This window comes from Promicromonospora sp. NPDC110617 (genome assembly GCF_055598465.1).
On the sequence record NZ_JBVKBM010000007.1, the window covers coordinates 88,679 to 111,267 of the forward strand.

General features: G+C 74.2%; 16 protein-coding genes. 7 read left to right on the top strand and 9 right to left on the bottom strand.

Features of this window, described 5'->3' with window-relative positions; translation table 11 throughout:
- The gene (locus ACZ7LE_RS27000; RefSeq protein WP_470406294.1) at positions 1–1,893 is read right to left on the bottom strand and encodes a hypothetical protein; all 1,893 of its coding nucleotides are present in this window, start codon (positions 1,891–1,893) and stop codon (positions 1–3) included.
- Between the two features lie 147 nt (positions 1,894–2,040).
- On the opposite strand from ACZ7LE_RS27000, the gene ACZ7LE_RS27005 reads away from it, so the two are divergent.
- The 3 genes from ACZ7LE_RS27005 to ACZ7LE_RS27015 all read left to right on the top strand — a co-directional run bounded on the left by ACZ7LE_RS27005 (position 2,041) and on the right by ACZ7LE_RS27015 (position 9,454).
- Positions 2,041–2,700 carry a DUF7019 family protein gene (locus ACZ7LE_RS27005; RefSeq protein ID WP_470406295.1) on the top strand — a complete coding sequence of 220 codons (660 nt, stop codon included), beginning with the start codon at positions 2,041–2,043 and terminating at the stop codon, positions 2,698–2,700.
- A 6-nt stretch (positions 2,701–2,706) separates the two neighbouring features.
- Positions 2,707–7,596: a protein kinase gene (locus ACZ7LE_RS27010; RefSeq protein WP_470406296.1), complete on the top strand. Its 4,890-nt coding sequence runs from the start codon at positions 2,707–2,709 to the stop codon at positions 7,594–7,596.
- A gap of 88 nt (positions 7,597–7,684) precedes the next feature.
- Positions 7,685–9,454, top strand: coding sequence for an RNA polymerase sigma factor (locus ACZ7LE_RS27015; RefSeq protein ID WP_470406297.1), 1,770 nt, complete (start codon positions 7,685–7,687; stop codon positions 9,452–9,454).
- Between the two features lie 13 nt (positions 9,455–9,467).
- On the opposite strand, the gene ACZ7LE_RS27020 is transcribed toward ACZ7LE_RS27015, so the two are convergent.
- The 5 genes from ACZ7LE_RS27020 to ACZ7LE_RS27040 form a co-directional block, all read right to left on the bottom strand.
- Positions 9,468–9,809: a hypothetical protein gene (locus ACZ7LE_RS27020; protein ID WP_400544745.1), complete on the bottom strand. Its 342-nt coding sequence runs from the start codon at positions 9,807–9,809 to the stop codon at positions 9,468–9,470.
- 47 nt (positions 9,810–9,856) lie between these two features.
- The gene (locus ACZ7LE_RS27025) at positions 9,857–10,687 is read right to left on the bottom strand and encodes a carbohydrate ABC transporter permease (protein WP_470406298.1); all 831 of its coding nucleotides are present in this window, start codon (positions 10,685–10,687) and stop codon (positions 9,857–9,859) included.
- Positions 10,687–11,655: a carbohydrate ABC transporter permease gene (locus ACZ7LE_RS27030; RefSeq protein WP_470406299.1), complete on the bottom strand. Its 969-nt coding sequence runs from the start codon at positions 11,653–11,655 to the stop codon at positions 10,687–10,689. Before ACZ7LE_RS27030 ends, ACZ7LE_RS27025 begins: the two co-directional genes overlap by 1 nt.
- 3 nt (positions 11,656–11,658) lie before the next feature.
- The gene (locus ACZ7LE_RS27035) at positions 11,659–13,011 is read right to left on the bottom strand and encodes an ABC transporter substrate-binding protein (RefSeq protein ID WP_470406300.1); all 1,353 of its coding nucleotides are present in this window, start codon (positions 13,009–13,011) and stop codon (positions 11,659–11,661) included.
- Positions 13,012–13,086: 75 nt separating this feature from the next.
- Positions 13,087–14,073, bottom strand: a complete 987-nt coding sequence (locus tag ACZ7LE_RS27040; RefSeq protein ID WP_470406301.1) for a LacI family DNA-binding transcriptional regulator — start codon at positions 14,071–14,073, stop codon at positions 13,087–13,089.
- 211 nt (positions 14,074–14,284) lie between these two features.
- On the opposite strand from ACZ7LE_RS27040, the gene ACZ7LE_RS27045 reads away from it, so the two are divergent.
- The 4 genes from ACZ7LE_RS27045 (at position 14,285) to ACZ7LE_RS27060 (ending at position 19,310) form a co-directional block, all read left to right on the top strand.
- Positions 14,285–15,277 carry an ADP-ribosylglycohydrolase family protein gene (locus ACZ7LE_RS27045; RefSeq protein ID WP_470406302.1) on the top strand — a complete coding sequence of 331 codons (993 nt, stop codon included), beginning with the start codon at positions 14,285–14,287 and terminating at the stop codon, positions 15,275–15,277.
- Positions 15,274–16,281 carry an ADP-ribosylglycohydrolase family protein gene (locus tag ACZ7LE_RS27050; RefSeq protein ID WP_470406303.1) on the top strand — a complete coding sequence of 336 codons (1,008 nt, stop codon included), beginning with the start codon at positions 15,274–15,276 and terminating at the stop codon, positions 16,279–16,281. Before ACZ7LE_RS27045 ends, ACZ7LE_RS27050 begins: the two co-directional genes overlap by 4 nt.
- An 81-nt stretch (positions 16,282–16,362) precedes the next feature.
- A complete protein-coding gene (locus tag ACZ7LE_RS27055) occupies positions 16,363–18,012 on the top strand; it encodes an FAD-dependent oxidoreductase (protein ID WP_470406304.1) in 1,650 nt (549 codons plus the stop codon).
- A 62-nt stretch (positions 18,013–18,074) separates the two neighbouring features.
- Positions 18,075–19,310 (top strand): sensor histidine kinase, encoded by a 1,236-nt coding sequence (locus tag ACZ7LE_RS27060; protein WP_470406305.1) that lies wholly within the window; start codon positions 18,075–18,077, stop codon positions 19,308–19,310.
- Between the two features lie 18 nt (positions 19,311–19,328).
- On the opposite strand, the gene ACZ7LE_RS27065 is transcribed toward ACZ7LE_RS27060, so the two are convergent.
- From ACZ7LE_RS27065 to ACZ7LE_RS27075, 3 genes are all read right to left on the bottom strand, one after another.
- Positions 19,329–20,600 (bottom strand): prolyl oligopeptidase family serine peptidase, encoded by a 1,272-nt coding sequence (locus tag ACZ7LE_RS27065; RefSeq protein ID WP_470406306.1) that lies wholly within the window; start codon positions 20,598–20,600, stop codon positions 19,329–19,331.
- A gap of 112 nt (positions 20,601–20,712) precedes the next feature.
- On the bottom strand, positions 20,713–21,525 hold the full coding sequence (locus tag ACZ7LE_RS27070; protein WP_470406307.1) for an ABC transporter permease: 813 nt from the start codon (positions 21,523–21,525) through the stop codon (positions 20,713–20,715).
- Positions 21,522–22,547: an ATP-binding cassette domain-containing protein gene (locus ACZ7LE_RS27075; protein WP_470406308.1), complete on the bottom strand. Its 1,026-nt coding sequence runs from the start codon at positions 22,545–22,547 to the stop codon at positions 21,522–21,524. The genes ACZ7LE_RS27070 and ACZ7LE_RS27075 overlap by 4 nt, the downstream gene beginning before the upstream one ends.
- Between the last annotated feature and the right edge of the window lie 42 nt (positions 22,548–22,589).

Here is a 22,589-nt window from a genome sequence, read left to right on the forward strand (position 1 = left end):
TCAGCGCCGCTCGTTGTTCGCGATGATCTGGTCGAAGGCCGCCCTGAGGACCCTGGCGTCGTGGAGCAGGCGGTGCGCCGCCTCGTCGAGACCCGGACCGGTCTCGAAGCCCGCGAGGTCCGCGCGGTGCCGGAGGTCCTCGCACTCCGCGACGATCGGCAGCCGGGTCGGGGCGGCGAGGAGCAGGGGCATCAGGGCCTCCATGCCCAGCGCGGCCCGCAGGATCCTGATGCTCGCCGGACCCGGTTCGGTCGTCAGTGCCTCGATCGCCTCGCCGAGCCCGTCCGACGTCGCCCGCAGTCCCAGCAGGAGGTCCCCCTGGCGGGCCTTCGAGTCGGCGATCGCGCCGATCACCTGGACGTAGGCGAGCCGGTGCACGGGGCTGACGTCGCGGGTGACGAAACCGAGCAGGCCCGCGGCGTCCAGGCAGAGGGTCGCGGGCTCCCACTGGCGGGAGGCCACGAAGGTGCCGCCGATGCTCCGGAGCCGCTCCATGAGCCGGGGAGCCTGTTCCACCTCCGGGTCGGGCAGGCGTGACAGCACCTCGGCCGCCCCGACCTGCGTCAGCATGCCGTGCAGCCGGAAGTGCAGGAGCTGGGCGGCGATGCTGGTCCCTCGGCGCAGCTCGGTCGGGTCGACCACCGGGTCCTCGTCGCCGGCGACCAGCTCCTCGGCCTCGGTGAACCGCACGACGGCCTCGACGGACGACGACCGGACCAGCGCGGTCTGCCCCGCCGACGCCAGCGCCCAGGCCAGCACCGGGACGAGGTCGGGCCGGTCGAGCGTCTCGAACCGCACCACCCGGAGCGCCGCGTCGGCGGCCGCCGAACCGTCACCTCTCGCCAGGGCGAGCGCCTCGGCCGCGTACAGGTCGTCCACGGCCTGCCGGAGCGGTGCGGAGGACCTGGCGAGCTCCCGGACCGGACCGAGGCCCTTCTCGGTGGACACCGTGGTGAGGACGCGGCCCTCGGCGGTATGGGCGGCCGGCCGGGACCGGACCGAGCTGACGGGCCGCCACGGCGCCCACGGCGTCCCGGGGAGGTAGGCCCACTCGTCGAGCCCGAGCGCCGAGGTCAGCGACTTCCGCAGGAGCACGAGGAGCGACGGGAGGCTCGGCAACGTCCCGGAGCGCACCAGGTCGGCGGCGAGCGGCCAGTCGTCCAGCTCCCGCAGCTGGGCGAGGACGGTGTTGTGCATCATGCCTTCGAGCAGGTCGGCGCCCCGGCCGACGTCGTCGAAGCTGACCCGGTAGGGGATCCCGTTGGTCCATGTCCCCTTCCTGAGCTCCCGGAGCCAGTCCGACGCGCCCTTGTCCGAGGACCACGTGATCTGCCGGGGCAGCTCGACGCCCTCCTCGACCTCGGCCAGGAAGCCGTGCGTCCGGCGTGCGCGCCGGAAGACGTACAGCACGGCCTGCTCGGCCGGGTCCCGGCGGCCGACCAGGCCGACGACGCGCAGCAGCTCGATCGGCGCCCGGGCCTCGACCAACCAGGGCGGGTCCACGGGAGGAGCGGCCATCGACTGCGCGGCCGCCCCGGCCAGCTCCTCGATCTCGCCGTCGTTGGCTGCCGCCAACGCGTACAGGACCGCCCGGGCCTCGTCCGTCCCGTGCGCCGCCAGCCCCTGGACGATCGCCTCGCGACCCGGGCCGTCGCAGAGGTCGGCGGCCAGGTGCATCGGGGCGCTCGCGCGCGCCCCGAGATGCTCCGCCAGCGCGGCGTCCGACCCCAGGAGGAGGTCGCCGCCCGCGGCGAGCGCGTGCTCGACGAAGCGGGAGACCTCGTCGTGCGGGGCGCCGTCGCCGCCGGGCGGGCCGAAGGCCGCGGGACGGTAGTCGGTCCGGAGAGTAGGGCGGCTGGCATCGGCGTCGCGTCCTCGCGTCCCGAAGGGCATGCGCCCCATCATCCCGCAGATCGTGCCGTTGTCAGCCCCCGTTCTCGCAGGTCCCGCGGCGCGGCGGGCCGATAGCATGGTCGGCTGACGCTCATGTCGAGGTCGACGCGACGCCGAGCGCACCCGAACCCCGATCGAGGAGCCACGGTGTCAGCGAGCTACTACCAGTACGTCTCGGACGTGAAGGTCGACATGCTGCTGCAGCAGATCGATCCTGGCTCGACCGACGGGCACCAGACGGAGTTCTCCATCGGCCTCAAGGTGTTCGGCGCCCGCCGGACGGCAGTGGCCGAGGCGGGGTCCGCCCGGATCGCCCGGCTCGAACAGGTGCTGCGCCACCTGAGCGACACCCGGTCGATCGGGTCGCTGGACGCCCCGGAGAGCTTCTTCTGGGGGCTGATGCCGATGCGCTGGCGGGTGATCCCGACCGAGCTCAGCGGCCCGCTGGCCTTCTTCGGCGGCACCTGGGAGGGCACGTCGGTCGGCCTGGGCGGGTCCAGCCGTCACGTGCTTGGCCCGCGCACCGCGGACGCGGCGTTCTCCGCCGGTTCGGTCACCCCGACGATCCTCGACGGCATCGCGGCGTCGGAGCTGGAGGACGAGCTCGTCGTGGACGCGGTGGAGGGTGAGATCGACGGCGACCTCGACGCGCTGGAGACCGTGAGAAAGGCGGTCGCGGGCCTGAAAGGCCCCACGCAGAACTTCGAGTTCGTCGCCAAGCGCCTGCTGCACGGCGACGCCGGCCGCCCCGGCGCCCCGCAGCCGGTGCTGCTCGGCACGCCCCTGTACGTCGCGCTGGTGGACTGAGCCGGCGTGCCGGGTACCGGCGGTTCGTCCGACTGGCGGCCCGGCGACGTCGTCCTCGACCTCTACGAGGTGGTGCGCGGCAAGGCCAAGGGCGCCATGGGCGTCGTCTACCGGGTGCACCACCCGGTCTGGGGGATCGACCTGGCCGTCAAGGTGCCGCGCGCGGCCCTGCTGCACTCGCCCGACGCGGTGCGCGAGTTCGAGACCGAGGCGGAGACCTGGGCGGGCCTGGGGGTCCATCCCCATGTCGTGAACTGCGCCTACGTCCGTCGCATCGGGAGCACCCCCGCCGTCTTCGCGGAGTGGGCCTCCGGCGGCAGCGTCGCGGAGGCCGTCAAGTCCCGCCGGCTCTACGCGGAGGACCCGGTCGGGTCCGTGCTCGACGTCGCGATCCAGTCCGCCTGGGGCCTGGCGTTCGCCCACGGCCAGGGCATGGTCCACCGGGACGTCAAGCCCGCCAACCTGATGCTCGCCGCCGATGGGACGGTCAAGGTGACCGACTTCGGCCTCGCCAGGATGCGTCGCCTCGCCGGCGCGACGCCGGACGGTGCGGCAGGTACTGCCGCCCGACCGGTCGGGTTCAGCATGCCGTACCGGTCGCCCGAGCAGGCCGCCGCCCGGACCGTGCTGACCACGGCGACCGACGTGTGGTCCTGGGCGGTGACCGTGGTCGAGCTGTTCCGCGGCGAGCGTCCGGACCGGAGCGGCGAGGAGGCGGGTACGGTCCTCGCCGAGCTGCGCCGCCGCGGCGCCGTGGACGGGCTGCCGGCGCTACCCGTCCAGGTGGCCGACCTGCTCGCCGAGTGCCTCGACCCGGATCCCGCCGCACGGCCGGCCGACCTCGGGACCCTGGCCGAGCGGCTGGTCGCCCTGTACCCCGAACTGACGGGCCGCGACTACCCGCGGCGGCTCCCGTCCGCGGCGCGGCTGCTGGCCGACGGGCTCTCGAACCGGGCGCTGTCCATGCTCGACCTCGGGCGCCCCGACCAGTCCGAGCGGCTCTGGGAGCAGGCGCTCGACGTGGACCCGCGGCACCTGCACACGGTGTACAACCGCGGCCTCCACCGCTGGCGGGACGGCCGGGCCGACGACGTCGAGGTCCGCAACGAGCTGCTGGCGGCCGGCGCGGGCGACCACGGCACCGGGGACGACGACGGCACGTACGAGCACCTGCTCGGGCTGCTTGACCGGGAACGCGGCGACCCGGCGCCCGTACTGGTCCTGGACGGGCACGCGTCCGACATCGTGTCGGTCGCGGTCAGCGCGGACGGCGCCGTCGGCGCGACCCTGGACCAGGGCGGCGTGCTGCGCGTCTGGGACCTCGGCACGGGCGACCGCCGGACCGCGGTCCCGGTGGCCGAGAACGGCGGTGTCGCCGTCGTGCTTGCTCCCGACGGTTCCTACGCGGTCGTGCTCGACGGCATCGGGTACGCGAGGGTCTGGCACCTCGCGCCGCCGGCGGCGCCCGTGCGCCTCGGGTCGCGGCTCGAGCGCGTCCGTGCCGTGGCCGTCACGCCCGACGGGGCGCGGGTCGTCACGCTCGGGACCGACGGACGGGCCAGCACCTGGGACCCGGTCACGGGCGTGGTCCAGGACACGTGGGAGCCGCCGGACCCCACCGGCGCCGTCCGACCCCTCGCCCTGGACCCGACCGGCAACCGGCGCGCCGACCTGCACGACGGCGCCCGCGTGGTCCTCTCGACGATCGGCGACCCGGCCGACCGCCAGGAGCTGCACGGCTGGAACGCCGACGTCCGGCTCATCGCGGCGGGGAGCACGGCGCTCGCCGTCGCCGACGACGGGTCCGTCCGGGTGTTCGCGCCGGCCGGGGACGGCCTGCCCCGCGCGAGCGAGGCCGACCATGCCGCACCCCGGAGGTCGACGGCCCAGCTCCGGGGCGCGCGCTGGCCGCTCGCCCCGAGCGGCGACGGCCGGTACGCGTACGGGGCCGGCGCGTGGTGGGACCTCGTCGTCGGGCGGTGCCTGCACACGGGAACGTACCGGGGCGACCTGTCCGCGGTCGACCACGCCGGGCGGGTGGCCCTCAGCGCGCACGGGAGCACCGCCACGGTGGAACACCGGCCCGAGTCGGTGCAGGTCCCCTGGAGCTATACCCGCCCGCGGGACGCGGTCCTGCTCTCCGCCGAGTCCGACGCGGCGGGCCGCGCCCTCGCGCGCTCCGCGAGCCTCGCCGCCGCCGGGCGCCTCCAGGAGGCGGCCCAGGTCGTCCAGGAGGCGCGCGACCTCCCCGGCCTGCGCCGCGATCCGCGGCTCACCGAACAATGGCGGCGCCTCGGGACCCGTGCCCGGCGACTGCGCCTCCGGGACGCCTGGCCCGTGCGGGAGCTGCGGGCACCGCCGGGCCAGGACTGGCGGCTGGGTGCCGTGTCCGAGGGACCGCTGATCCTCGCCCACAGCCCCCGGCACCGGACCCCGTGGATCGTCGACCGGACCGCGCCCGGGGCGGATCGCCCGCTGCGCCTGCACGCCGGACCCGTCACCGCCGCCGCCCTCAGCGCGGACGGCGCCGTCGCCGTGTCCGCGGCATCCGACGCCCGGGTGATCGTGTGGGACGCCGCGCACGGCTCCGTGCGCCACCTGGTCGAGGCCCACAGGAGCCCCCCGCTGGTCGCCGCGGCCGGCCGGGGCGTGGCCTTGACCGGCTCACCGGCCGGCGAGGTGGGCATCATCGACGTCGACCGCGGGCTGCTCGCCCTTGCCGACACGCACCACGGCTCCGTGCGGGCGCTGGCCATCGCCCCGGGCGGCCAGATCGGCCTGTCCAGCGCCGAGGACGGCAGCGTCCGCTCCTGGGACCTCACCTCCGGGGCGCCCCTGCAGGCCCTGCGGTTCGACGACGCGTGGGCGCACCGGGCCGCCCTCAGCCGCACCGGGCACCGCGCCGTGCTCTGGACGACCGACGACGAGCTGCGCCTGTGGAGCCCGCGCAACGGCGCGACGCTCGCCGTGCTGAGCCCACCTCGCGGGGGCCGTCCCACGAGCGCCGGGCCGCACTCCGGCTACGTCACCACCCACAAGCCAGGGCGCGCCGAGATGTGGGACCTCGACCGGCACGGCGGGCGGGTGGCGATCAGCGCCGACGGGCGCTGGGCGCTCACGGTCGACCGGGCGGGTGCCCTGCGCACCTGGGACCTCGACAGCGGGCGGTGCACCACGACGCTGGCGGAGGGGGTGGTCCGCGTGACCGCCATGACGGTCACGCCCGGCTTCGACCTGGCCGCCGTCGCCCGGGACTACCTGGTCGACCTGTGGGACCTGGCCACGGGGGAGCTGGTCCGGTCCGTCGAGCTGGCGCCGCACCAGGCGGAGGACCTCGTGCTCGCCCCTGACGGCGCCGCGCTGACCACCTTCGACAGCCGGGGCAGGCTGCGGGACTGGGTGCTGGACTGGGAGCTGGAGCTCCCCGCCGAGGGCGCGCCCCTCGACCTCGCCGCACCGGAGGGCGCCGCGCCCGCCGGCACGGGCACCGACCTGGCGGTCGGCGACGCGGCAGAGGACATCGGTGCACCGTGGGTGCGGCTCCTCGACGCCGAGCTCGCCCGCCAGGAGCTGCGCCGGCAGGTCGACCGGACGGTCGTCCGCGGTGCCGACCCGGGCACCGGGAGCGACACGTCGTCCGACGCCGCGGCGATCGCCCGGGCGGTCGCCCTGCTCGACCTCCCTGACGCGGGGCTGACGGTCGAGGAGCGGGGGCGGCTGCGGGAGTTCCGGCACCGCGTGGCGGACGAGCTGCATGCGCTCGCGGGCTCGGTCCGGTCGGCGGTCCTCGCCGGACGCCACCGCGACGCCGAGCCGTTGCTGAGGCTCGCCCTCGGCATCCGGTCCAACCTCGACGGCAGGGGAGCTCCACGCACCCGGGAGGCCCTCCGGGAACTGGCTGCCTGCTGGTCCCAGCTCGGGCGCGACGACGAGGCGCGGGCGCTGCTGCAGGGCGCGGAGATCGCGCCCCGGGCGGTGGAGGGCGACCTTCCCGACCACACCGTGCCCGCTGCGGACGTCGAGCGGATGACGCGCCGGCTCGTGGCCCTCCAGGCCGATTCGCGCCGTCTGTTCGACCGCGAGGGACCCCGCGTGGCCATGGTCCCGGCCGAGGAGGCCCTGGCGGTCGCTCGCGTCGGCGCGGCGCAGGACCCGGCGGGCGTGCCGAACCTGGCGCTCGCGCTCGCGTCCCTCGGCGACCTGTGCAACGACGCGGGACTACCGTTCGCCGCCGCCCGCTATCTCGCCGAGGCGCTCGTCGTCTCGGCGCGGGCCGAGCGGGACGGCATCCGGTTGATCGTGCCGCTCGACGTGGTCGCCGGCGCGCTCCTCGCCGCCACGGCGGTGATCGACTCGCCGTACGGCTCCTGGTACCGGCACGGCCACCTCGCCCTGGTCCGCGAGGAGATCGACCCCGCCGAGCGGGGTCTGCTCCGCGAGCTGATGCACTGGTGCGACGAGGCGGGCCGCGAGCTCGACGACGGCGGCGCGTCGAACTGGGCCCTGTTCTGCCTCGGCGCCGCGATGATCGTCGGCGAGGTCATGCGGGACGACGATCCCGCCTTCACGGGTCCGCTGTGCGCGACGCTGCCGACCCTCGCCGGGCTGAAGGCCGGGACCGGCCACCGGGACGACGCGTTCCGCTTGCTTGGGCGCGCCGTCGGCCTCGCGTACCACGCCTGCCTCGCGGACGAGGGCGACCCGGAGCCGCAGCGGACCCTTGCCGCCACGCTCGACAGGTGCGCTCCCGTCCTGGACCGGCTGGGCGAGGGGGCCGACGCCCGGGCGGCCGAGCGGTCCGCGGCGGAGCTGCGCGCGAACGCGTCCGGGACGTACGCGGGCGAGGTCCCGGACGAGACGGTGCTGTTCGTCCAGCGCCTGGTCGGTCAGGCCTGACAGACCTCGCCCGCGATCGCCTCGGTATCGGCGTCGTCCTTTTGCCCCTCCCGTCCGTCTAGGACCATGAGAGGGAAAGGGGCCGGGCATGGCGCAGTGGGAGTCGGAGCTCACGGAGCTGGTGGAGCGGCGCGGCGGCGCGCTCGTCGGGTACGCGTACACCCTGTGCCGCGATCGGGGTGCGGCCGAGGACCTGGTGCAGGACGCGCTCGTCAAGGTGTACTCCCGCCTGCGCCGTCCGCCGGCGGCATCCGACACGGGGCAGCAGGTCATCGACCTGGAGCAGCCCCGGCTGACCAACGCGGAGGCGTACGTGCGGCGCGCGATCCTGAGCATCTACCTGGACCGGTACCGGCGCGGGAACCACTGGTCGGGCCTCAAGCACCTGCTCGCCGACGAGGAGAGCGCGCCGGCCGCCGAGCGGGTGGCGACGGCCCGCGTCGACGTCGCCAGGGCGCTGACCCGGCTCTCGCCCCGGCAGCGGGAGGCGGTGGTCCTGCGGTACTTCGAGGACATGACCATCGCGCAGGTCGCGCGCACCCTGGGGACGCGGCCGGGCACGATCAAGCGGCACCTGTCCAACGCGACGGAGGTGCTGCGCGAGGCGCTCGCGGAGATCTCGGTGCCGGAGCTGGAGACCGCGCTCGACGAGCGCCTCGGCGCCGTGACGGGTGCGGTGCGCCGCCGTCGTGCCGCGAAGGTCGGTGCCGTGGCGGGCGGTGCGATGGTGCTGGTCGTGCTGCTGGCGTTCGCCGCGGTGTGGGGTCCCGGGCGCCTGCGGTCCGAGCCGGTGCCGCCGGCCACGCCGAGCCCCGACGCCTCGGCCGTGTCCGACGTCGGCGCCGAGGGCTGGGCGCCGTCCGGCTGGCGGGACCACCCGACGTTCGAGTGCGGCGCGGACGTGGCGAGCCTGGGGTCGTCGTCCGACGAGGTGATGATCGCGCTCACCGGTGACGCGAGGGTGGTGGAGGGCGACGAGGGGGAGAGCGCGCGGCTGGAGGCGCCTGTCCGGATCACCCGGGACGCCGCCGCCGGACCGGCGCTCCAGGGCACGTCACCGCTGCTGGTCTTCGCCCAGGACGGCAGGGTGGTCGACCTCGGCCTCGGCCCCGCCGTGGGCCGAGACGCGTACGAGCTGCCGGAGGCCGGCGCGTCGGCCGTCGGCCGGGCGGACGCGGCGCCCACCACGGCGTGCGGCCCCTGGACCATGGACCTGGGGCTGTCCGAGGAGTACCTGGAGCAGCGCCCGGCCGGCACCTACGACGTGTACGCGGCCGTGTGGTGGTCCGACGGCGCCGGGGCCGTCGGCCTGGCCCTCAGCGAGCCGGTGACCATGGATGTCCCCGCGATCGAGGTCCCGGAGGTGCGGCCGCTGCCCGTCGAGATCCGGGACGGCTACCAGCCGCCGTGGCTGGCCGGCACGGACCTGGCCTGCGGGGCGCTCGCGGAGGACATCCCGGGCGTCGCGACGATCCAGGGGATGGCGGCGGGTGCCGTGCTGGTCGGGAAGGGCGCGAGGAGCATCAGCCTCACCTTCCACGACGCCCACGAGGAGCCCGCCGACACCACCCGCACCCCGTTCACGCTGGTCTGGCTGCTGGACGGGCGGGTGGTCGACGTCGGCACCGACGTCTGGTCCGAGCCGGCGGTGCGCCTCCGAGGGGACGGCGAACGCCAGGCGTTCGCCGAGCTGCCCGTCGGCGAGCCCGACCGGACCTGCCTCGCGGACGCGGGGGACCGGCTGTCCGAGGGCCGCTACGACCTGTACGTCCTGGCCGAGCTCGACCCGGGTACGGGCGGCGAGCGCCGGTTCGTCGCGGTGAACATCACGGAGGGTCACCGCTACCGTGCCGACTAGCTCACCCGACCGGTCAGCGCCAGTCCTCGTCGGCCGACAGCACGGACGAGATGTCGTACTCCTGCTCGCGCTGGATGGGCGGCGCGTCGGTGAGCCACTGCTGGACGGCGAACCGGGCGACGACCTCGTCCCGGGTGATCCCGGTCTCGCCGAACCGGCCGTCGACCCAAGGGGTCCACGACCACAGGTGGATCCGGTCGTCGCCGAGGTCCTCCATCATGAGGCGGTGGTTGTCGCTGGCCACCAGCATGGCGCCGACCAGGCGGTTGTAGTTCTCGACGGTGACGAGGTCCACCAGGCCGAGGTCGATCTGGTCGGCCGCGGTGGTGCGCAGGATTTCCTTCGCGGAAGGCATGGACACTCCTTGGGCTGGTCGGGGCTCTTGAGGCGTTGACGGGCGGCTCATACGGCGATCCCGCGGGAGACGTAGCCGTCGATGAAGGTGCGTTGCATGGTCAGGAAGAGCACGACGACGGGCAGGGCCATGATCAGCCCGGCCGCGCTGACCAGGGACCAGTCGGTCGTGAACCCCTGCTGGAACGAGTAGAGCGACAGTGCGACGGGCTGGAAGTCGCGGTCCTGGATGAAGGTGACCGCGAGCATGAACTCGTTGTAGGCCTGCAGCCCGGACACGAGCGCCGCGGTCAGGACCGCGGGCCGGATCATGGGGAGCACGATGCGGGCGAACACGCCCAGCTCGCCGGCGCCGTCCAGGCGGGCGGCCTCCTCGTACTCCCGGGGCATGCCGATCAGGAACGCCCGCACGAGCAGGGTGGCGAACGGGCTGTAGACGGCCCAGTAGATGATGATCAGGCCGACGGGCTGGTTGTAGAGGCCGAGCGTCGACCACCAGCTCACGAGCGGGACCAGGAAGAGCTGGATCGGCAGCGACGAGGACACCAGCAGCCACAGGATCCAGGCGCCCCCGCCGGGCAGGTCCAGCCGAGTCATGGCGTAGGCGGCCAGGGTGGCGATCAGCGCGACACCCGCCGCGGTGGCCACCGCGATGACCAGGCTGTTCAGGAGCGCTCCGCCCATGTGGGCGCGCTCCCAGGCCACGGCGAAGTTGCCCCAGCTCCAGGACTGCGGGAGGCCCAGCGGGTTGCTGTCGATCTCGCGGGCGGACTTGAGCGAGTTCGAGGCGAACACGAGCAGCGGCCCCAGCGCGTAGACGCCGAGCAGCCCGAGGACGACCCACGTGACGGGCCGCGCGCCGCGGGTGGTGCCGGCCATCAGATGTCCCATCGCAGTCGTCGGCGCAGCGCGAGGTAGCCGAGCACGGTGGCGGCGCTGATGGCCGAGAGCAGCATCGCGACGGCGGAGGCGTACCCGTGGCGCTGGTTCTGGAAGGCCTCGCGGTAGAGCACCGTGCTGAGCACGTCGGTGGAGCCCGCGGGGCCGCCCTGCGTCAGCACGTAGACGTAGTCGAAGACGAGGAACGACCAGATCACGGTCATCAGGCCCAGGAACACCAGCGTCGGCCGGATCATCGGCAGCGTGATGTGCCAGAACTCGCGCACCGGCCCGGCGCCGTCGAGCCGCACGGCCTCGTAGAGCGCCGGGTCCACCGACTGCATCGAGGCCAGGAAGATCACGAGCAGGAAGCCCCACCACTGCCAGGTGTTCACGAAGGCCACCGAGCCGAGGGCGAGGGACGGGTTGCCGAGGAAGTTCACGTCGGCGAGGAACGGGATGCCCAGGGTCGCCAGGGCGGCGCCGATCCCGCCGTCCGGGTCCATGATCTGGCGCCAGACGGCGGCCGAGACCACGGTGGCCAGCACGTACGGGATGAAGTACAGGACGCGGAAGAACGCCTGGTGCCGGCGCAGCCGGGACAGCAGGAACGCGCCGACCAGCGCCATCGTCATCGGGACCACCAGGAAGAACAGGGTCCACACGACGTTGTGCACCAGCGCGCCGCCGACCGCTCCGGACCGGAGCATCTCGGCGTAGTTCGCCAGGCCCACGAACCGGGGCGTGCTCAGCCCGTCCCAGTCGGTGAACGAGTAGTACACGGAGGCCAGGCCCGGCCCCGTGATCACGAGGAGGTTGACCACGAGCAGCGGCGCCACGAACACCCAGGCGAGCAGCCGGCGCTGCCTCCTGGCCCCCAGCGGCCGGCCCCGGAGGGCCGGCCGCGGTCCGCGACGCACCGGGGCCGCCGCCAGCGCGGCCCCGGTGGTCGCCGTCTCGGTGGTCACCCGTCAGTCCCCGGTCTGGGGGGTGAACGGGGTCAGGGTGGCACCGGCCTCGAACTCCTCGTCGAACACGTCCTGCATCCCGGACAGGTACTGCTCGGCGGTGCTGTCACCGGTCACGACCTTGTCGAACTCGGTGATCAGGTAGGAGTCGGTCTTGGGCGGGAAGAAGGTCCAGGTCGCGTAGCCCACGTTGGTCGACTCGGGGATCTGGCTGTAGAGCTGGACCGTGCGCTCGTCGACCTCCTCGGGGAACTGGTCGGCGCTCACGGCCAGCGGCGGCGGGTTCTCGCCCGTACGCGCCGTGTACGACAGCGCCCGGTCGACGTCGCCGGCCACGTGGTCGATGAACGACGCCGCGGCGTCGGGGTCGGCCGAGTCGGCGCTGACCGACAGCGCGGTGCCGATCGCCAGGGGGAACACGCCGGGCTCGACCGCGTCGCTCAGCGACGGCAGGGGCGCCCAGCCCCACGTCGACGGGTCCTCGAACACCTCGGAGAGCGAGTTGAACGACCAGGTGCCGCTCAGGTACATGGCCGTGGTGCCGTTGGCCAGGCCGGTCACGTTCGCGGTGTCGTCGGTGGTGAAGTAGGACTCGGCGCCGCCGGCCAGCCAGCCCTTGTCGATCCAGTCCTGGATCAGCTCGATCGCGGAGACGAACTCCGGGTCGGTGAACGACGCCTCGCCGGTCAGCACGTCGTGGATCTTCTCGGGCCCGACCGCCGCGTTGAACACGGCCGTCACGAGCCACTCGCTCATGCCCTGGTAGCCGGCGTTGCCGCCGCCGAGCGGCACCATGCCCGCCTCGTCCGCCTCCTGGGCGACCTTCTCGAACTCCGCCAGCGTGGTCGGCGGGGTCCAGCCGTGCTCCTCGAAGACCTCGGTGTTGTAGTACAGGACCATCGACCCGTAGCTGGCCGGGACCGACGAGACCTTGTCGTCCACGGTGCTGAGCTCGTAGGCCCAGGGCAGGAACGTGTCCTTCCAGCCGTACTCGTCGGCGTACTCGTCCAGCGCGATCGTCCGGTCCGCGCGGGCGAAGTCGGAGGCCGACGACGGGCCGTCGGAGTACACGATGTCGGGGGCCTGGCCGGCCGAGACCGCGGTGTCGGTGAGCTGGCCGATGGTGGTCAGCTCCTTCACCTCCATGTCGACCTGCACGTCGCTCTCCGCGTTGAACGAGTCGACGAAGATCTCCTGGAACGCCTCCTCGGTGGTCGGCGCGTAGAACGCGCCCCAGTAGGTGACGTCGCCGCCGCTGTCGCTGCCGCCGCCGCTGCTGCTCACACAGCCGGCCAGGGCGACCGTCAGCGCGGCGGCGAAGCCGACAGGAGCCAGTGCGTGCTTCGGGATTCTCAAGGTTCTCGTGTCTCTCTCGCGAGGGTGGATGGTGCCTGGCGGATAGAGCAGGTGGAACGAACTGCGGAGGTGCGGTCAGGTCGAGTCGCGCACGATCAGACGGTTGGACAGGCCCACGGCGCGCGTCACCTCGGTGACCTCGCCGTCGAGCCGTTCCAGCAGCAAGCGCGCGCACGCGCGCCCGATCTCGCGGGCGGGGTTCTCGATGGTGGTCAGCGGCGGGTTGACCAGGGACGCCGCGTCGATGTCGTCGTAACCGGTCAGCGCCACGTCCTCGGGCACGCGCAGGCCGCGGACCCTGGTCGCGTCGAGCACGCCGATGGCGATCAGGTCGTTGGCCGCGACGATGGCGTCGGGCTTGTCGTCCCGGTCCAGCAGCGCGGCGGCGCCGTCGCGACCGCCCTGGCGCGTGTAGCGCGTGAACACCACGTCGTCGTCGCGCAGCGGCAGACCCGCCGCGCGCAGCGCGGACTGGTACCCCTCCAGGCGCTGCTGGGTGGGGATCACCGACTCCTCGCCGCCGAGGAAGGCGATGCGCCGCCGTCCGCGCGCGATGAGGTGCGCCGTGACGTCGCGTGCGCCGCGGACGTCGTCGCTGTGCACGTAGTCACCGCCGCCCGGCGGCTCCTCACCGAGGGTGACGAACGGGATCCCGGCGTCGTGCAGCTCGGCCAGGCCGGCCGCCGGGATGCCGAACGGCGCGGCGACCATCGCGTCGACGCGGCGCGACAGGAGGCGGTGGATGGCGCTCGCCGACCGGTCCATGCCGCTGGCGTCGGTGACGGTCAGCAGGATGTCGCGGGGCACGAGCACGTCCTGCATGCCGGCGGCCACCAGCGGGTAGAAGGGGTTCTCCAGGGTCGGGACGATCAGGGCGATCGTGCCGGTGCGCCCGCCGCGGAGCTGCGACGCGCCGGGGTGGGCGCGATACCCGAGGTGGGTGATCGCGGCCTCCACCCGGGCCCGGGTCGCCGCCGAGACGGGCCGGTTCCCGGAGACGACCTGGGAGACCGTCGACATGCTCACGCCCGCGACCTCGGCCACCTCGCGTATTCCGACCATCACCCGCTCCTCGTCGACCCGTCGTGCGCCTCGGCGTGCGCAAAAGGTTTTGGAGTAGCATCCTGCAAACTCACCCTGTGATGCAAGACACAAGCGCAAACAGGTGCGCAAACACCTCGGCGCCACGCATGCTCAGCCTGCTTGCTGCATGCAAAACGTTGCGTTCTGCGGCAACGAAGCCGGAGAAATGACAGCCGAGGACCGGAGGAGCATGAACAACGACCGTGCGCGCGGAGCGCTGCTCGGCCTGGCGATCGGTGACGCGATGGGCGCACCGACCGAGGGCATGACCCTTCCCGCGATCCGCGAGAAGTGGGGCCGGGTGCGCGGCTTCGTCGACCCCGACGCCGCCGGGACCGACGACACCGAGTACGCCGTCCTGTGCGCCCGCGGTGTGCTGCGCGCCGGCGCGGACCTCACGTCCGAGGTGGTGGCCGACACCTGGCTGGAGGCGCTGGAGGCGCAGCGCACCGGCTTCAACCGCGCGGGCTTCAGCGAGATGATCGCGATCGCCAACCTCCACGCGGGCATGACGCCGCCCGCCAGCGGGCAGCGCAACGCCGAGACCTGGAGCGACGGCGCCGCCATGCGGGTCGCCCCGATCGGCGTCTACGCCGCCGGGGACCCCGCCCTCGCGATCCGGATGGCCCGCGCCGACGCGCAGGTCAGCCACTCGCGCGACGGAGTCTGGTGCGCCCAGGCGATCGCCGCCGGCGTGGCCGTCGCCATGGTCGAGGACGACGTCGACCCCGTGCTGGACGCCATGCTCGCGGCCATGCCCGCCGACTCCTGGTCGGCCCGCACGGCCCGCCGCGCGCTCGACATCGCGGCCCGCGCCGATTCGCCGGAGGAGGCCGAGGAGGCCCTCTTCGAGGCGATCCCGCTGCGGCACTACATGTGGGCCGACGTCGCTCCCGAGGCCGTCGCGCTGACCATCGGCCTGCTGCGGGCGAATGACGGGACGACGGGCGTCATCGAGTCGGGCGTCAACATCGGCCGCGACTCCGACACGATCGCGGCGATGGCCGGTGCGGTCGCCGGCGCCCTGCACGGTCGGGGCGCGTTCGACCCGGCGCACGTCGCCCAGGTGCGGTCCGTGACGGGCCAGTGCATCGCCGCGACGGCCGGCACCGACCTGGTGGACCTGGCCGACGCGCTGGCCGAGCGTGCGGCCGCGGACCGTGACAAGGAGAACCGAGCATGACCCACCGACTCGACCGCGCCGTCGGCGCCGTGCACGGGCTGGCGCTGGGCGACGCCCTCGGGGCGCCGGCCGGCGAGCACCGGACCGTCCGCGACCCGTGGGTGCGGCAGATGCTCCGCAAGGGGGCGCTGGAGCTGGACGAGTCCAGGGTGCTGCGCCCGGTGGTGCCGTTCGTCCTGACCGCCGTGGACTCGCCGGCGCTCGTGGCGACGGACGACGCCGAGACGTTCGCAGTCGCTGCCCGGGTGCTGCTGGAGGCTCCGGGGTGGGACCAGGACGGCCTGTTCGACACCTGGCGCGCCCTGCTCGACACGCCTGACACCTGGACCGGCGCCGCGCAGCGCTCGGCGCTGCTCAACGCGGCGGCCGGCCTGCGCCCGCCCCACACCGGGGCCGACAACCCGGCGTTCTACGACGACACGGCACTGCCCGGGGCGCTGGCCGTGGCGATCGCCACCGCCGACCCGGCGTCGGCGGCCGGGCTGGCCCGCACCTACGCGACGATCACGCACGACGCCGTCGGGGTGCACGCGGCCGCCGCGTTCGCTCGCCTCCTGGGCCACCTGCTCCAGGGTGCGCCGGTCGGGGACGCCCTGGGCGCCGTCGACGAGGACCTCGCGGCCGACGACTGGCTCGCCGACGGCGTGCGCGACGCGCTGCGGATCGCGGGCGACGCGCGCTCGCCCTTCGCGGCGGTCCCGCCGCTCGTGGCCCGGTTCGCCCCGCGCACCTACAGCCACCCCGGCACGGTCGCGGAGACCCTGCCGCTCGCCGTCGCGATCCTCGTGCTCGCCGAGGGCGACCACGAGACGGCTCTGCCCCTGGCGCTGTCGGTCACCCGGCACCAGGACAGCCTGCCCGCGCTGGTCGGCGCGCTGTGCGGCGCCGCGGGCAGCGCCCCGGAGGCGGCGGACCTGGACGTGCTGCACGGCGTGACGGTCCCGGCCGTCGCCGGGCGGTCCCTCGCCGCGCTGGCGACGGCGCTCGACGAGCGGCGGGCCTGACGCCGGCCCGCCCGAGCGCGCCCCGCCGTGGGCGGGGTGCCGGCGATATCATGGCCGCCTGCCCCGCGGAGGAAGGCTGAGATGACGACGACCGACCAGCAGCTCACCGATCCGGCACTCGACCTGCGGCTCACCGACGCCCAGTGGCAGAAGCTCGTCGCCCGCGCCACGCCGCGCGACGTCGAGCGCGGGGACTACGTCTTCCGGTCCGGCGAGCGCGACTACCCGATGGTCCTGGTCGAGTCCGGCGAGATCGAGGTGGTCCGCGACGCGCTGCGCTGGGTCGGCGAGGAGGTCGTCGCCACCATGGGGCCGCGGTCGTTCGTCGGCGAGCTGGGGCTGCTCAACGGACAGAGCGCGTTCCTCTCGGCGCGGGCGACCGGACCGGGCCGGGTCTGGTTCCTCGGCCGCCCGGACCTGCGCCGCATCCTGGCCCAGGAGGACGAGCTCGGCGACGCCGTGCTGCACGCCCTGTGGGCCCGGCGGGAGCTGCTGCGGCGCGGCCCCGCGGCGCTGACCCTCAAGTTCGTGGGGCTGGAGGCCTCGGGGGAGTTCCTCGCGCTGCGCCGCTTCGCGGAACGCCTCGACCTGGTCCACACCGCCGTCCCCCTCGACCCCGACGCCGCCCTGACGCACCCGCTGCACGACTACGCCGTCGACGACCTGCCCATCGCCTTCGTCCAGGGCGAGCCGATCGTCCGGGCGACGCCCGGGATCATCGCCGAGCAGCTCGGGCTGAGCTACGAGGCCACCGACGAGGACGTCGTGGACCTCGTCGTGATCGGCGGCGGCCCGGCCGGCCTCGCGGCGTCGATCTACGCCGCGTCGGAAGGGCTGAGCACGCTGCTGCTGGAGGCGATCGCCCCCGGAGGGCAGGCCGCGTCGACGTCCCGCATCGAGAACTTCCTCGGCTTCCCCTTCGGGGTCAGCGGAGGCGCCCTGATCGGGCAGGCGACGCTGCAGGCCATCAAGTTCGGGGTGCGCGTCTGCGCCCCGTGCGAGACGGCCGCGCTCACCTCGGCCGGTGACGAGCTCGCCGTGACGCTCACCGACGGCCGGGTCGTCCGCGCCCGCGCCGCGATCGTCGCGTCGGGCGCGGCCTACCGCCGGCTCCGCCTCGAACGCTGGGCGGACTTCGAGGGCGCCGGCATCCACTACGCGGCCACGCCCCTGGAGCTCAAGCAGGTCACGGAGTCGCCCGTGGTCGTCGTCGGCGGGGCGAACTCCGCGGGGCAGGCCGCCCTGTACCTCGCCGCGAACGGGTGCCCGGTGCACCTCGTCGTCCGGGGCAGCGACCTCGGCGCCCGGATGTCCTCCTACCTGGTCGACCGGCTCGTCGAGGACCCGCGCATCCAGGTGCACCGCGAGTCGAACATCGTGGGCCTGGACGGCGACGGGCACCTGGAGTCGGTCGCGATCGACACCGCCGGCCAGGTCGAGGCGCGCGGCCTGTTCTGCTTCATCGGTGCCGAGCCCGCGACGTCGTGGCTCCCGGCGCTCGACCGGGACCCGGCGGGGTTCATCCGCACCGGGGCCGACGTCTCGCCGGAGGCGCTCGCGCACTGGCAGCCGCTCGGGCGCGGTCCGCTCCCGTTCGAGACCTCCGTGCCGCGGGTCTTCGCGGTCGGCGACGTCCGCCGGGGCTCGATGAAGCGCGTGGCCGCCGCCGTCGGCGAGGGGTCGAGCGCCGTCGCGTCCGTGCACCAGGTGCTCGGGGCGCCCGTCGCCTGACCCCGCCGCCGGCGCGGGGTCGGCCCGGTCCATGACATGTGTCATGCCCGTAACCTGGCCGGATGAGCATCCAGCCCGGGTACGCGGCCGCGTCGGCGGGCGCCGCGACGGCAGCGTCCGCCGCCGCCGAGGTGCGGCTCACCCGGAGCGTCTCCGCGACGTGGTGGTACATGGCGCTCGCGATCGTGCTCTTCGAGCTGATCCTCGTCGTCGTCTCGGTGGACACCCTCGTCCGGGGCGGCGTCGGCACGCCCGAGGTCGTGGCCGTCGGGGCCGGCGGGCTCCTGTGGTGGCTGGCCACGCTCGTACCCCTGGCCGACTACCGCCGCCGGACCGAGGCCGCGCCCCTGCTGGTCTGGCGGCGGCACCTCCCGGCGTTGCTGCTCGGTCTGGCCTACGGCCTCGCCGTCGGCCTCGTCACCGATCTGTGGGTGCTGGGCGCCCTGCCCGTGATCCAGTCGGCGATGTTCCTGAACTGGCCACCGGGCATGCGGTTCCGCGTGGTGCTGGCCGCGACCGCCCTGCTCGTGGCGCTGTCCCTGATCGACTCCGCCCTCGTCCTGGAGGAGACGGGTGGTGAGGGCTGGGCCCAGCTCGTCTTCCTGGCCGCGACGCTGCCGGCCGTCACCGTCTCGTCGCTGTGGTGGTGGGACGTGCTCATCACGCTCGACCGCGCCCGCGCCTCGGAGGCGCGCCTCGCCGCGACGCAGGAACGGCTGCGGGTCGCCACCGACGTCCACGACCTGCAGGGGCATCACCTCCAGGTGATCGCGCTCCAGCTCGAGCTCTCCGAGCGGCTCATGCCGCACGACCCCGAGGCGGGCATGGAGCAGCTGCGCGCCGCGCGCGTCAGCGTGGACGCCGCCCGGCAGGGCACGCGCGACCTGGCCACCCGCTTCCGTTCCGTCCCGCTGCCGGACGAGCTCGCCAACGCCGTGGACCTGCTGCGGGCCGCGGGCACGGACGCCGAGGCGACGGTGGACCCGGACGCGGCCTCGGCCCCGGCCGCCGCCCTGGGGCCGGTGATCCGGGAAACGACGACGAACGTGCTGCGCCACGGCGGCGGGCGGCGGGCCCGCCTCAGCCTGACGCGGGCGGACGGGGTGTGGCGCTACGAGATCTCGAACGACGTCGGCGCCGTCGCCGTCGCGGAGGACCGGGCCGGCGCGGGGCTCGACGGGATCGCGCGCCGGGCGGCGGAGGCGGGCGGCCGGCTCGACGTGCGCCGCGGGGACGAGACGTTCACGGTGGTCGTCACCGTGCCCGCCGACGCCGACGCCGATGACGCCGCCCGCTGACCCCGCGGCGCGCCCGGCTCAGCGCCGTGTGGACGCCATCCACTCCCAGATGCTCGTGCCCTCGTGGCGCGGGTCGTTCCGGGCCACGTAGATCCACGACCAGTGCCCGGGGTAGGTGTTCCCGTCCCACGTGACGTTCTCGTACAGGCTCATGATCGAGCCGTCGATCCGCTCGTGGGCGTAGACGGTGTTCGCCTGGGCGTTCAGCGTGGTGTCGTCGGCCGAGGCCACGAGCCACGTCGGCGTGGTCGTCGCGGCGAGCTCGGCGTCGGAGATGAAGTAGGTGCCCGACCCGTCCCGGGGCCCGATGCCGCAGCAGATCGGCGACGAGGTGGCGAACACGTCCCCGTACTCGGCGACCATCTTCAGCGACATGTACCCGCCGTTCGAGCAGCCCACCACGTGGACCCGGCCCGGGTCGATCCGGTGCGCCGCGGCGACCTCCTCGATCGCCTCCCGGACGAGCGGCGCGAAGCCGTCGCCGTCCTGCATCCAGGCCGACGTCGCCTGCGGCGCGAGCACGTAGGCGCCGCCGAAGATCTCCTGGGCCTCCGGCGTGGCGAAACCGAGCGCGCCGCGGTTGGCCCGCAGCTGCGTCTCGTTGTCGTAGTAGTCGTACTGGTCGTTGATCAGGCCGCCCTCGCCGCCGCCGTGCAGCCACACGACCAGCGCCGCGCGGTCCCGGCCGCGCCGGCGCGACGGGGAGAACAGCCGGTAGTTCAGGCCCGACGTGGTCGCGTGGTAGCTGAACGCGTCGACCTCCGGGTCGGACACACCGCCCTGGCGGAACGAGTCCAGCACGACCGCGCCGCCCCCGCCCCGGGCACGCAGCGGCTCGACCTGCGTCACGGCGTGATCGAGGTCCAGCACCACGTTGCGGCCGAACGCACCCAGGTACTGCAGCGTGCTGCCGCCGTCGACCCCCCACCCGTGCTCCAGCTCCAGGAGGATCTCGCCGCGGCGCGTCCAGCTCGCGGCGGTGACCACCCGGTCCTGCTCGTAGGCGACCAGCCCGGTCAGCGGGTTGGTGGCGGTGACGTGCACCGCGAACGTCGACCCGGTCAGCGACGACCGCTCCACCCGGCTCAGCCGGTGGGCGGACACGACGAGCGAGGTCACCTGCTCACCGCCGTCGAGGACCTCGGCGACGGGCGTCACCAGCGCGTCGGCGCGCCCGCGCCCCGTGGAGACCGGGGCGCTCGCGGCGGCGGTGGGTACGCCCAGCAGGGCCGAGGCGCCGACGGCGGCGCCGGAGACCAGCACGGTGCGGCGGGAGATCGGGGTGCTCATGGCGGAACTCCTTTGTTCGGGGCCAAGGAGCCGGCAGTCGCCGTGGAGCACACCACCGGCCACCCCGGAGGCTAGTTACCGGTGTCGGCGCACGTCAACGAGTCCCGGAAGGTCAGGACTTGGTGCGGTAGATGTGCATCGCGACCGGGCCCAGCACGGCCGTGAGCGCGGCGGACGCGATCAGCACCCAGAGGATCTCGGAGGTGTCGGCACTGCCCGCCATGAGGCCGCGCACGGCGGTGACCAGGTGGCTCACGGGGTTGACCTCCACGAACGCGCGCAGGCCGGACGGCATGGTCGCGGGGTCCACGAAGACGTTGGAGGCGAACGTGAGCGGCATGAGCACCAGCATCGAGATGCCCATCACGGCGTTGGGCGAGCGCACCAGCAGCCCGAGGATGATGAAGGTCCAGCTCAGCGCGAAGGCGAACACCAGGAGGAGCAGGACGCCCAGCACCACGCCCAGGAAACCGCCGTCGGGCCGGAAGCCGAGCACCAGGCCCAGCGCGATGGTGATGACCGAGGCGATCGTGTAGCGCACGGTATCGCCCAGCAGGGCGCCGACGACGGGCGACGGCCGCCAGATGGGCAGTGACCGGAACCGGTCGAACACCCCCTTGGAGATGTCGTTGTTGAGCGTGTAGCCGGTGTAGATCGTCACGAACAGGATGGTCTGCACCAGGATGCCGGGCAGCAGGAACTGGACGTACGCCTGCGTGGAGCCGGCGAGCGCGCCGCCGAACAGGTACGTGAACATCAGCGTGAAGATGATGGGGGAGACCAGCACGTCGAAGAGCTGCTCGGGCACGTGCTTGATCTTGAGCAGCGCGCGCCAGCCGAACGTCAGCGTGGTCCCCACGGCGGACGGGCGGGACGGGCGGTCGGTGAGGGCGACGGCCTCGCGCAGGGTGGTCGTGGTGGTCATCGGGGCACCTCGCTGGTCTCCCGGGTGCCGCTGTCCCGGTCCGGGCTCGGGCCCTCCTCGTCGGGCAGGGGCTGGCCGGTCAGGGCGAGGAACACCTCGTCCAGGCTCGGCTGGCCCAGCGTGAACTCGGGCACGCTGATCCCGGCCTCGGCCAGCGCCGGCAGCAGGCGGGGGACGGCGTCGGCGCCGTCGTCGGGCACGCGCGCGGCGATGGTGTGCGGGTCGGAGCCGAAGGTTGCCTCGGTGCGCAGGACGCGCTCCGTGATCTCGGCGGCCCGGGCGCGCTCGGACACCTCGGCGACGCGCAGGTGGACGGCGCCCTCGCCGACCGACCGCTTGAGGTCGCTCGCGGTGCCCTCGGCGACGGTGAGCCCGTGGTCGACGACGGCGATACGGTCCGCGAGCTGGTCCGCCTCGTCGAGGTACTGGGTGGTGAGCAGCACGGTGGCGCCGTCGTCCACGAGCACCCGCACGATGTCCCACACCTGGTTGCGGCTGCGCGGGTCCAGGCCGGTCGTCGGCTCGTCCAGGAACAGCACGCGCGGGGCGAGCACGAGCGACGCGGCGAGGTCGATGCGCCGGTGCATGCCGCCGGAGTAGGTCTTGACCTGCCGGGACCCGGCGTCGGCCAGGTCGAACGCCTCCAGCAGGCCCGCCACGCGCCGCCGGGCGGCGGCCGGCGCGAAGCCGTAGAGCCGGGCGAGCATGAGCAGGTTCTCGGTGCCGGTCAGGTCCTCGTCCACGGACGCGTACTGCCCGGTCAGGCCGACGGCGGAGCGGACGGCGTCGGCGTCGCGCACCACGTCGTGGCCCAGCACGGTCGCGGTGCCGGCGTCGGGCCGCAGCAGGGTGGCGAGCATCCGGACCACGGTGGTCTTGCCCGCGCCGTTCGGGCCGAGCAGGCCGAAGACGCTGCCCTCGGCGATCGAGAGGTCGATCCCGTCGACGGCCTTGGTGACGGACTTGCGGCTGGTGAAGTGCTTGACGAGGCCTCGCGCCTCGACAGCGAGCGTGTCGGTCATACGCTCCCTCCTTCCTGCCACTGTCGCACCGCTCGGCCCGTC

What these genes read in the sequence shown, in the direction of transcription:
- ACZ7LE_RS27000 (WP_470406294.1), bottom strand. Translation starts at nt 1,893, where the DNA reads ATGCCCTTCGGGACGCGAGGACGCGACGCCGATGCCAGCCGCCCTACT.
- ACZ7LE_RS27015 (WP_470406297.1), top strand. Translation starts at nt 7,685, where the DNA reads ATGGCGCAGTGGGAGTCGGAGCTCACGGAGCTGGTGGAGCGGCGCGGC.
- ACZ7LE_RS27020 (WP_400544745.1), bottom strand. Translation starts at nt 9,809, where the DNA reads ATGCCTTCCGCGAAGGAAATCCTGCGCACCACCGCGGCCGACCAGATC.
- ACZ7LE_RS27025 (WP_470406298.1), bottom strand. Translation starts at nt 10,687, where the DNA reads ATGGCCGGCACCACCCGCGGCGCGCGGCCCGTCACGTGGGTCGTCCTC.
- ACZ7LE_RS27040 (WP_470406301.1), bottom strand. Translation starts at nt 14,073, where the DNA reads ATGGTCGGAATACGCGAGGTGGCCGAGGTCGCGGGCGTGAGCATGTCG.
- ACZ7LE_RS27045 (WP_470406302.1), top strand. Translation starts at nt 14,285, where the DNA reads ATGAACAACGACCGTGCGCGCGGAGCGCTGCTCGGCCTGGCGATCGGT.
- ACZ7LE_RS27050 (WP_470406303.1), top strand. Translation starts at nt 15,274, where the DNA reads ATGACCCACCGACTCGACCGCGCCGTCGGCGCCGTGCACGGGCTGGCG.
- ACZ7LE_RS27055 (WP_470406304.1), top strand. Translation starts at nt 16,363, where the DNA reads ATGACGACGACCGACCAGCAGCTCACCGATCCGGCACTCGACCTGCGG.
- ACZ7LE_RS27060 (WP_470406305.1), top strand. Translation starts at nt 18,075, where the DNA reads ATGAGCATCCAGCCCGGGTACGCGGCCGCGTCGGCGGGCGCCGCGACG.
- ACZ7LE_RS27065 (WP_470406306.1), bottom strand. Translation starts at nt 20,600, where the DNA reads ATGAGCACCCCGATCTCCCGCCGCACCGTGCTGGTCTCCGGCGCCGCC.
- ACZ7LE_RS27070 (WP_470406307.1), bottom strand. Translation starts at nt 21,525, where the DNA reads ATGACCACCACGACCACCCTGCGCGAGGCCGTCGCCCTCACCGACCGC.
- ACZ7LE_RS27075 (WP_470406308.1), bottom strand. Translation starts at nt 22,547, where the DNA reads ATGACCGACACGCTCGCTGTCGAGGCGCGAGGCCTCGTCAAGCACTTC.